The organism is Kitasatospora sp. NPDC086801, from assembly GCF_044745805.1.
Classification (GTDB): Bacteria; Actinomycetota; Actinomycetes; order Streptomycetales; family Streptomycetaceae; genus Kitasatospora.
Window position 1 is genome coordinate 76,263 of sequence record NZ_JBIVAX010000022.1, and the last position, 10,223, is coordinate 86,485.

General features: G+C 77.6%; 1 protein-coding gene (only partly in view). It reads left to right on the top strand.

Going from position 1 to position 10,223, the window contains the following annotated elements; all coding sequences use genetic code 11:
• Window positions 1-10,219 carry the end of a type I polyketide synthase gene (locus ACIPLC_RS22770; protein ID WP_400474829.1) on the top strand. It extends 17,789 nt beyond the left edge of the window, so 10,219 of the gene's 28,008 nt are visible here — the last part of the coding sequence; the start codon falls outside the window, past its left edge; it ends in the stop codon at window positions 10,217-10,219.
• Window positions 10,220-10,223 lie beyond the last annotated feature (4 nt).

Sequence of the window (10,223 nt, forward strand, 5' to 3'; positions counted from 1 at the left end):
CCTCATCACCGGCGGTACCGGCGGCCTCGGCGGGCAGCTCGCCCGTCGCCTCGCCGCCCGGGGCGCCGCGCACCTGCTGCTGCTCAGCCGTCGCGGCGCGGACGCTCCCGGCGCCGAGCAGCTGCGCGCGGACCTCGCCGCCCTCGGCGCCGACGTCACCCTGGCCGCCTGCGACGCCGCCGACCGGGACGCCCTCGCGGCCGTCCTCGCCGCCGTCCCCGCCGACCGGCCGCTCACCGCCGTCTTCCACACCGCCGGCGTCGTCGCCGACGGCACCCTCGACACCCTGACCGCCGAGCACTTCGCCGAGGTGTTCCGCCCCAAGGTCGACGCCGCGCACCACCTCGACGAGCTGACCCGCGACACCGACCTCGCGGCCTTCGTCCTCTTCACCTCGACCGCCGGCACCATCGGCGCCGCCGGCCAGGCCAACTACGCCGCCGCCAACGCCCACCTCGACGCCCTCGCCGAGCAGCGGCGCGCCGACGGTCGCCCGGCCACCGCGATCGCCTGGGGCCCGTGGGCCGGCGACGGCATGGCCGGGGCCGGCGTCGAACAGCGGGTGCGCCGCGGCGGCTACGGCCCCATGGCGCCCGAGCGCGCCCTGACCGCCCTCGGGCACGCCCTCGACCACGACGACACCGCGCTCACCGTCGCCGACATCGACTGGCGGCGTTTCGCCGCGGTCTTCACCGCGCAGCGGCCCGTCCCGCTGATCGCCGCGCTGGCTGGACCGGCCGACCGTGCGGCCACCGCCGCCCCGGAGTCCGGGCTGCGGCAGCGCCTCGCCGAGCTGTCCGAGCAGGCCGGGGAGCGGTTCGTCCTCGACTTCGTGCGCACCCGCGTCGCGGCCGTCCTCGGCCACGCGGGCGGCGAGCGCGTCGGCGCCGACCAGCCCTTCACCGACCTCGGCATGGACTCCCTCACCACCGTCGAGCTGCGCAACGCCCTGACCGCCGCCACCGGCCTGAGCCTGCCCGCCACCCTGGTCTACGACCACCCGACCCCGGCCGACCTGGCCGCCCACCTCCTCGCCGAACTCCTCGGCACCCTGCCCGAACCCGACCGGGCCCCGGTCCTGCGGGACGTCCCGGACGACCCCGTCGTGATCGTCGGCATGGCCTGCCGCTTCCCCGGCGGCATCGAGTCGCCGGAGGACCTCTGGCGACTGCTCGGCGACGGCGACGGCGCCGACGCCGTCCGCCCGTTCCCCGCCGACCGCGGCTGGGACCTCGACGCCCTCGGCCGCGGCGGCTCCGCCACCCTCCACGGCGGCTTCCTCGACGGCGTCGGCCGCTTCGACGCCCGCTTCTTCGGCATCTCGCCCCGCGAAGCCCTCGCCATGGACCCCCAGCAGCGCCTCCTCCTGGAGACCTCCTGGGAGGCCCTGGAGCGCTCCGGCATCGCCCCCGACCGCCTGCGCGGCAGCGACACCGGCGTCTTCGTCGGCACCAACGGCCAGGACTACCTGACCGTGCTGCGCCGCGGCACCGCAGACGTCCGCGGCCACGCCGCCACCGGCAACACCGCGAGCGTCCTGTCCGGCCGCCTCTCCTACACGCTCGGGCTGGAGGGCCCGGCCGTCACCGTCGACACCGCGTGCTCCTCCGCCCTCGTCTCGCTCCACCTGGCCGCCCGCGCGCTGCGCGCCGGGGAGTGCTCGCTGGCCCTGGCCGGCGGCGCCTCGGTGATGTCCAGCCCGGACGCCTTCGTCGAGTTCACCGCGCAGGGCGGCCTCGCCGCCGACGGCCGCTGCAAGCCCTTCGCCGACGCCGCCGACGGCACCGCGTGGTCCGAGGGCGCGGGCGTGCTCGTCCTGGAGCGGCTCTCCGACGCCCGCCGGCTCGGGCACCCGGTGCTCGCGGTCGTGCGCGGCAGCGCCGTCAACCAGGACGGCGCCTCCAACGGGCTGACGGCCCCCAACGGACGGGCCCAGCAGCGGGTGATCCGCGCGGCCCTCGCCGACGCGGGCCTGACCGCCGCCGAGGTCGACGCCGTCGAGGCGCACGGCACCGGCACCGCCCTCGGCGACCCGATCGAGGCGCACGCCCTGCTGGCCGCCTACGGGCGGGACCGCGAACTGCCGCTCCTGCTCGGCTCGGTGAAGTCCAACCTCGGCCACACCCAGGCCGCCGCCGGCGTCGCCGGTGTGATCAAGACCGTGCTCGCGATGCAGCACGGCGCGCTGCCGCAGTCGCTGCACGTCGACGCGCCCTCCCGGCACGTCGACTGGACGGCCGGCGCCGTGGAGCTCCTGACGCAGGCCCGCGACTGGCCGGAGACCGGCCGCCCGCGCCGGGCCGGCGTCTCCGCCTTCGGCGTCAGCGGCACCAACGCGCACGTCCTGCTGGAGCAGGCGCCTGCGGCTGTGGACCAGGCCGGTCCGGTGCTGACCGCAGACGCCGCGCCGTGGGTGGTCTCCGCCAAGTCGGAGGCCGCGCTGGACGCTTCGCTCGCGCGCCTCGCCGAGCTGGACGGGCCGTCCGCGCTGGACGTCGCCCACTCGCTGGCCGTCGGCCGGGCCTCGCTCGGGCACCGGGCCGTGCTGCTGGACGGCGCCGAGGTCGCGCGCGGCGTCGCCGCCGAGCGTTCGACGGCCTTCCTGTTTTCCGGGCAGGGCTCGCAACGGCTCGGCATGGGACGGGAGTTGTCCGCCCGCTTCGCGGCGTTCGCCGAGGCCTTCGACGGCGTCTGCGCGCGGCTGGACCAACTGCTGGACCGGCCGCTGCGGGACGTGGTGTGGGGCGAGGACGCGGAGCTGCTGAACCGGACGGAATACGCCCAGGCCGGGCTGTTCGCCGTCGAGGTGGCGCTGTTCCGGCTCGTCGAATCCCTGGGCGTGCGGCCGGAGTTCGTGGCCGGGCACTCGATCGGTGAGATCGCGGCCGCGCACGTGGCCGGGGTGTTCTCGCTGGAGGACGCGTGCGCCCTCGTGGCGGCGCGCGGCCGGCTGATGCAGGCGCTCCCGGAGGGCGGCGCGATGCTCGCCGTGGAGGCTTCGGAAGACGAAGTCCGGCCGCTGCTGGGCGAGTTCGTCTCGATCGCGGCGGTGAACGGTCCGACGTCGGTGGTGGTGTCGGGCGCTGCCCAGGGCGTCGCCGCGATCGAGGCGCACTTCGCCGACCGGCGGACCACCCGCCTGCGGGTCTCGCACGCCTTCCACTCGCCGCTGATGGAGCCGATGCTCGACGACTTCCGGGCCGTCCTCGACGGGCTCGTGTACCAGGCGCCTTCGATCCCGCTGGTCTCCAACCTGACCGGCGCCCTGGCGGAGGACGTCGAGTCGCCCGAGTACTGGGTGCGGCACGTCCGCGAGACCGTCCGCTTTGCCGACGGCGTCCGGACGCTCGAAGAGGCGGGCGCCACCGCCTTCCTGGAGCTGGGCCCGGACGGCGTCCTCGCCGCGCTCGCCCAGCGGTCCGCCCGCGACCTCGACCCCGTGGCCGAAGCGACCTGCCGCCGCGACCGGCCCGAGGAGCGGACCCTGGTCACCGCCCTCGCCCGCCTGCACGTCGCGGGCGTGCCGGTCGACTGGACCGCCCTGCTCGCGGGCACCGGCGCCCGCCGCGCCGACCTGCCCACCTACCCGTTCCAGCGCGAGCTGTACTGGCCCGAGCGCGCGCCGGAGGCCGTCGCCGCTGCCGACCCGGCGGACGCCGCGTTCTGGTCCGCCGTCGAGCGCGCCGACACCGCCGCCCTCGGCACGACCCTGGGCCTCGACGACGACACGTCGCTCGGCGCGCTGCTCCCCGCCCTCTCGGCGTGGCGCCGCCGCCGGACCGAGCGGACGGACGCCGACCGGCTGCGCTACCGCGCCGTCTGGAAGCCGTACGCCGCCCCCACCGGCCCGGACGCCCTGCCGGGCAGGTGGCTGGCCCTCGTCCCGGCCGGCCGGGACGACGACGCCTGGACGTCCGTGGTGCTCGCGGCCCTCGGCGCGGACGTCGTGCGGGTGGCGGCCGACGGGGACGCCGCTGCGGACCCGGCCCCGCTCGCCGGGCCGATCACCGGCGTGGTGTCCCTGCTCGCCGCCCCCGACGGCGTGCCCACCGGCCTCGCCCGGCCGGACGCCCTGCTCGCCGCCCTCGGCGAGGCGGGCGTCGAGGCACCGCTGTGGTGCCTCACCCGGGGCGCCGTCGCCGTCGGCGACACCGAGGCCCCGCAGGTCGCCGCGCAGGCGGCCGTCTGGGGCATCGGCCGGGTGGCCGCCCTCGAACACCCGCGGCGCTGGGGCGGGTTGATCGACCTCCCGGAAGCGCCCGACGCCCGCACCTCGGCCCGCCTGCGCGCCCTGCTGACGGCCGGGGACGGCGAGGACCAGCTGGCGCTGCGCCCCGCCGGAGCCTTCGCCCGCCGTCTCGTGCGCGCCACGACGGCCGACACCGCCCGCCCGTGGACCCCGCGCGGCACGGTCCTGGTGGTCGGCGACCCGGAGGGCCACGCGGCCCCCACCGCCCGCTGGCTCGCCCACGCGGGCGCCCGGCAGGTGGTGCTGCTCACCGGCGTCGACGGCCAGGCCGTCGACCGCCTGCGCGCCGAACTCGCCGAGCAGGGCGCCGAGCTGACGCTCGTCACCGGCACGCCCGGTGACCCGGAGGCCGTCGCTTCCGTCCTCGGGCTCCCCGGGCTCTCCGCCGTCCTCTACACGGGCCGGGCCGGCGAGCCCGCCGACCACCTCGCCGGGCTGCTCGCCGACCTCAGGGCGCTCGACGAGGCGTTCGCGGACCGGGAGCTCGACGCCTACGTGCTGTTCGGGTCGATCGCCGGCACCTGGGGTGTGCGGGGCCGGGCCGACGAGGCCGCCGCCAGTGCCCTCCTCGCCGCCGTCGTCCAGGGCCGCCGTGCCGCCGGGCGGGCCGGCACCGCTGCCGCGTGGGGCGCCTGGGCGGGCAGCACGCCCGACTCCCTGGCCGCGCACCTGCGGGCCAACGGGCTGCCGCCGATCGCGCCCGACCGCGCCCTGGCGGCGCTCGCCGCCGCCCTCGACGGCCCCGCCGTCACCGTCGCCGACGTCGACTGGGAGCGTTTCGCGCCCGCCTTCGCCGAGGCCCGGCCGACGCGGCTCTTCGCCGACCTGCCCGAGGCCCGCGTCGCCGCGCGCCCCGAGGAGGAGACCGGGAGCCGCACCGACACGCTGCGCGCCGGCCTGCGCGAGCGGTCGGCGGCCGAGCGCACCGAGGCGCTGCTGGCGATCGTCCGGACCGAGTCGGCCGCCGTGCTCGGCCACGCCGACGCCGACGACGTGCCGTCCGGGCACCCGTTCAAGGACCTCGGCTTCGACTCGCTGACCGCCGTCGACCTGCGCAACCGGCTCACCACCGCGACCGGCCTGCGCCTGCCCGCGACCCTCGTGTTCGACTACCCGACCCCGGCGGCCCTCGCCGCCTACCTCCGCGCCCAACTCTTCGACGAGGCGCAGGAGGTGGAGCGTCCGGCCGTCGCGACCGACACCGACGACCCGATCGTGATCGTCGGCATGGGCTGCCGCTACCCGGGCGGCGTCCGTTCGCCCGAGGACCTGTGGCGGCTCCTGCGGGAGGGCACCGACGCGATCGGCCCCTTCCCGGCGGACCGCGGCTGGGACCTCGACCGGCTCGCCCACGGCGACCGCGACGGGCGCGGGCGCAGCGTCACCCAGCAGGGCGGGTTCCTGTACGACGCGGCCGAGTTCGACGCCGCCTTCTTCGGGGTCTCCCCGCGCGAGGCGATGGTCGTCGACCCGCAGCAGCGGCTCGTCCTGGAGACCGCGTGGGAGGCGCTGGAGCGCGCCGGGATCGACCCGGCGGGCCTGCGCGGCGGCGACACCGGCGTGTTCATCGGCGGCGGCAGCGGCGACTACCGGCCGGCCGTCGGCCAGCTCGGGCACGTCGAGACCGCGCAGTCCGCGAGCCTGCTCTCCGGCCGGCTCTCCTACACCCTCGGGCTGGAGGGGCCCTCGGTCAGCGTGGACACCGCGTGCTCGTCCTCGCTGGTGGCGCTGCACCTGGCCGCCCAGGCGCTGCGGTTCGGCGAGTGCTCGCTGGCCCTGGCGGGCGGTGTGACGGTGATGTCGAGCCCGGTCGGTTTCGTGGAGTTCGGCGAGATGGGGGCGTTGTCCCGGGACGGGCGCTGCCGCACCTTCTCCGACGCCGCCGAGGGCACCGCGTGGTCCGAGGGCGTCGGCGTCCTGGTGGTCGAGCGGCGCTCCGACGCCGAGCGCCGCGGCCACCGCGTGCTGGCCGTCCTGCGCGGCTCCGCGATCAACCAGGACGGCGCGTCGAACGGCATCACCGCGCCCAACGGCCCGTCCCAGCAGCGCGTCATCCGGCGCGCCCTGGCCAACGCGGGCCTGGCGCCCGCGGAGGTCGACGCGGTCGAGGCGCACGGCACCGGCACCAGGCTCGGCGACCCGATCGAGGCGCAGGCGCTGCTCGCCACCTACGGCCAGGACCGCGAACGGCCCGTCCTGATCGGCGCGCTGAAGTCGAACCTGGGCCACACCCAGGCCGCCTCCGGCGTGGCCGGGGTCATCAAGATGGTGCTGGCCATGCGGCACGGGCTGCTGCCGCGCACGCTGCACGTCGGCACGCCGTCCTCGCACGTCGACTGGACGGCCGGCGCCGCCGAGCTCCTCACCGAGGAGACCGCGTGGCCGGCCACCGGCCACCCGCGCCGGGCGGCCGTCTCCGCCTTCGGCGCGAGCGGCACCAACGCCCACGTGATCGTCGAGGCGCCGCCCGCGGCCGAGCCGGCCGACCAGCGCCCGGACGACCGACCGCTGCCCGTCCCGCTCTCCGCCGCGACGCCCGCCGCGCTGCGCGAGCAGGCCGCCCTGCTGCTCGGCCACCTCGCCGCGCACCCGGAGCTGACGGTCCGCGACCTCGGCCACTCGCTCGCCACCACCCGCACGCTGCTCGACCACCGGGCCGCCGTGCTCGCCGCCGACCGCACCGAGCTGACGCGGGGCCTGCACGCCCTCGTCGACGGCCGGGCCGTGCCGCAGCTCGTCCACGGCTCGGCGCTGGGCGGGAAGACCGCCTTCCTCTTCCCCGGCCAGGGCTCGCAGCGCCCCGGCGCCGGGCGCGAGCTGTACGCCGCCCACCCGGTGTTCGCCGACGCGCTGGACGCTGTCCTCGCGGGCTTCGAAGGACGGCTGGCCGGGCCGCTGCGCCCGGTGCTGTTCGCGGCGGAGGGGTCGGCGGAGGCTGCGCTGCTGGATGACACGGGGTATGCGCAGCCGGCGCTGTTCGCGTTGGAGGTGGCGCTGTTCCGGCTGGTGGAGTCGTGGGGTCTGCGGCCCGATTTCGTGGTCGGGCACTCGATCGGTGAGGTCGCGGCGGCGCACGTGGCGGGGGTGTTCTCGCTGGAGGACGCCTGCACGCTGGTGGCCGCTCGGGCCCGGCTGATGTCCGAACTGCCGGGCGGGGGAGCGATGGTGTCCGTCGAGGCGACGGAGGCGGAGGTGCTGCCGCTGCTGACGGACGGCGTTTCGATCGCCGCCGTCAACGGCCCGCGCGCCGTCGTCCTCTCCGGGGACGCGGACGCGGTCGAACGCATCGCCGCCGGATGCGCCGCCGACGGACGCAGGACTAGGCGTTTGCGGGTGAGCCATGCGTTTCACTCCGTACACATGGACGCCATGCTCGACGACTTCGAGCGGACCGCCCGGGGCATCGCCTACGCCGCCCCGCGCATCCCGCTCGTGTCCAACCTGACCGGCGACACCGGGGTGGCGTACGGGGCGCGGTACTGGGTGCGCCACGTCCGCGAGGCCGTCCGTTTCGCCGACGGCGTCGTCGCCCTCACCGCCCGCGGTGTGCGCCGCCACCTCGAACTCGGCCCGGACGGTGTGTTGTCCGCCCTCGTCCAGGCCAACACCGGGGAGGACGCCGACCCGGCCCGCCCGGTGGTCACCGCCACCGCGCTGCGCCACGGCCGTGACGAGCGCACGACCCTGCTCGCCGCCGTCGTCCGCCTGCACACCGACGGGCTCGCGCCGGACTGGTCCGCCGTCTTCGCCGGCACCGGCGCCCACCGGGTCGACCTGCCCACCTACCCGTTCCAGCGGCAGCGCTACTGGCCGGAGCAGTCGTTCACCCCGGCCGCAGCCCCGGGCGGGGAGTTCTGGACGGCGCTGCGCACGGCGTCCCTCGACGCGCTCGCCGGCACCCTGGACGTCGACGGCGACGCCCTCGCCCAGGTGCTCCCGGCGCTGCGCGACTGGCACGACCGGCGTGAGGAGCAGGCCGCCGTGGACGCCCGCCGCCGCCGGATCGTCTGGAAGCCGCTCGACCGGCCGCGCGCCGCGGCCCCGGTCGGTACCTGGCTCGCCGTCGTGCCCGCCGGCCACGGTGACACGGCCTGGACGGACGCGGTCCTGGCCGCACTCGGCGCGGACGCCGTCCGGCTCACCGTCGAGGCCGACACCGACCGGGCCGGCCTCGCCGAGCAGCTCGCCGAACTCCCGTACACGGCCGAGGAGATCACCGCAGTGGTGTCCCTCCTGGCGCTCGACGAGTCCGCGGACGGCAGCGCCCCCGCCGGGCTCGCCCGCACCGCCGCCCTGGTGCAGGCCCTCGGCGACGCCCGGATCGGCGCACCCCTGTGGTGCCTCACCCGGGACGCCGTCGCGGCCGCCCCCGGCGACCGCGTCACCGGTCTGGCCCAGGCGGCCGTCTGGGGCCTCGGCCGGGTCGCCGCCCTCGAACTCCCGCAGCGCTGGGGCGGCCTGATCGACCTGCCCGCCGGCCTCGACCGGCGCACCGCCACCCTGCTGGCCGCCGTCCTCGCCGACCCGGACGGGGAGGACCAGTTGGCCGTCCGGTCCACCGGGGTCCTCGGCCGGCGCCTGGCCGCCACACCCGGCGGCTCGACGGCCGGTGGTTCTCCGGCCGGTGGTTCTCCCGCCGGTGACCAGGCGCACTGGGACCCGACCGGCACCGTCCTGATCACCGGCGGCACCGGCGCGCTCGGCGCCGAGGTCGCCCGCGGCCTCGCCGCCGCCGGCGCGCGGCACCTCGTACTGCTGAGCCGTCGAGGCCCGGACGCCCCCGGGGCGGCCGAGCTCCGCGAGGAACTCGCCGCCACCGGCGCCGCCGTCACCGTCGCGGCCTGCGACGCGGCCGACCGGGAGGCGCTCGCCGCCGCCCTGGCCGCCGTGCCCGCCGAGCACCCGCTGACCGCCGTCGTCCACGCCGCCGGCGTGCTCGACGACGGCGTCATCGACGGCCTCACCCCCGACCGCTTCGAGGACGTCTACCGCGCCAAGGCCACCTCGGCCCTCCTGCTCGACGAGCTGACCCGGGACCACGACCTCGCCGTCTTCGCCCTGTTCTCCTCCGCCTCCGCGGCCGTCGGCAACCCCGGCCAGGGCAACTACGCGGCCGCCAACGCCGTCCTCGACGCCCTCGCCGAACGCCGCCGCGCCGACGGACTCGCCGCCACCTCCCTCTCCTGGGGCGCCTGGGCCGGCGGCGGCATGGCCGCCGACGCCCGGGCCGGCGAGGCCGCCCGCCGCACCGGCATCCAGCCGCTCGACCCGGCCGTCGCGGTCGCCGCGCTGCGCCGCGCCGTCCTCGACACCGCACCGACCACCCTGGTCGCCGACGTCGACCCGGAGCGCTTCGTCCGGGCCTTCACCGCCGTCCGCCCGAGCCGGCTGCTCGCCGAACTCCCCGGCTACGCCGACCCGCAGGGCCCCGGTGGAGGCAACGCCAACGGCCGCGAGCTGCGCGCGGAACTGGCCGCGCTCAGCCCGGCCCGCCGCTCCGCCGCCCTCCTCGGGCTGGTGCGCGGCCGCGCGGCCGAGGTACTCGGACTGCCCGGCATCGAGGCCGTCGGCCCCGAGAAGGCTTTCCGTGACCTCGGGTTCGACTCGCTCGGCGCGATCGAGCTGCGCAACCGGTTCGGCGCCGCCACCGGCCTCGACCTGTCCCCGACGCTGGTCTTCGACCACCCGAGCCCGGCCGAGCTCGCCGCGCACCTGCTCGGCCTGCTGTTCGAGGGCGACGGCGGGGCCGGAACGGACGGCGCCGACCCCGAGCGCGCCCGCCTGCGGGCGCTCGTCGAGTCCGTCCCGCTGGACCGCCTGCGGCGCAGCGGCGTCCTGGACGCGCTGCTGAGGCTCGCCGACGGCGCGCCCGCCCAGGAGGCCGAGGACACCGACGCGATCGATGCGATGGACCTGGACGACCTGGTGCAGGCCGCCCTGCGCAACGACCCCGACCACGCCCAGGACTGACGGA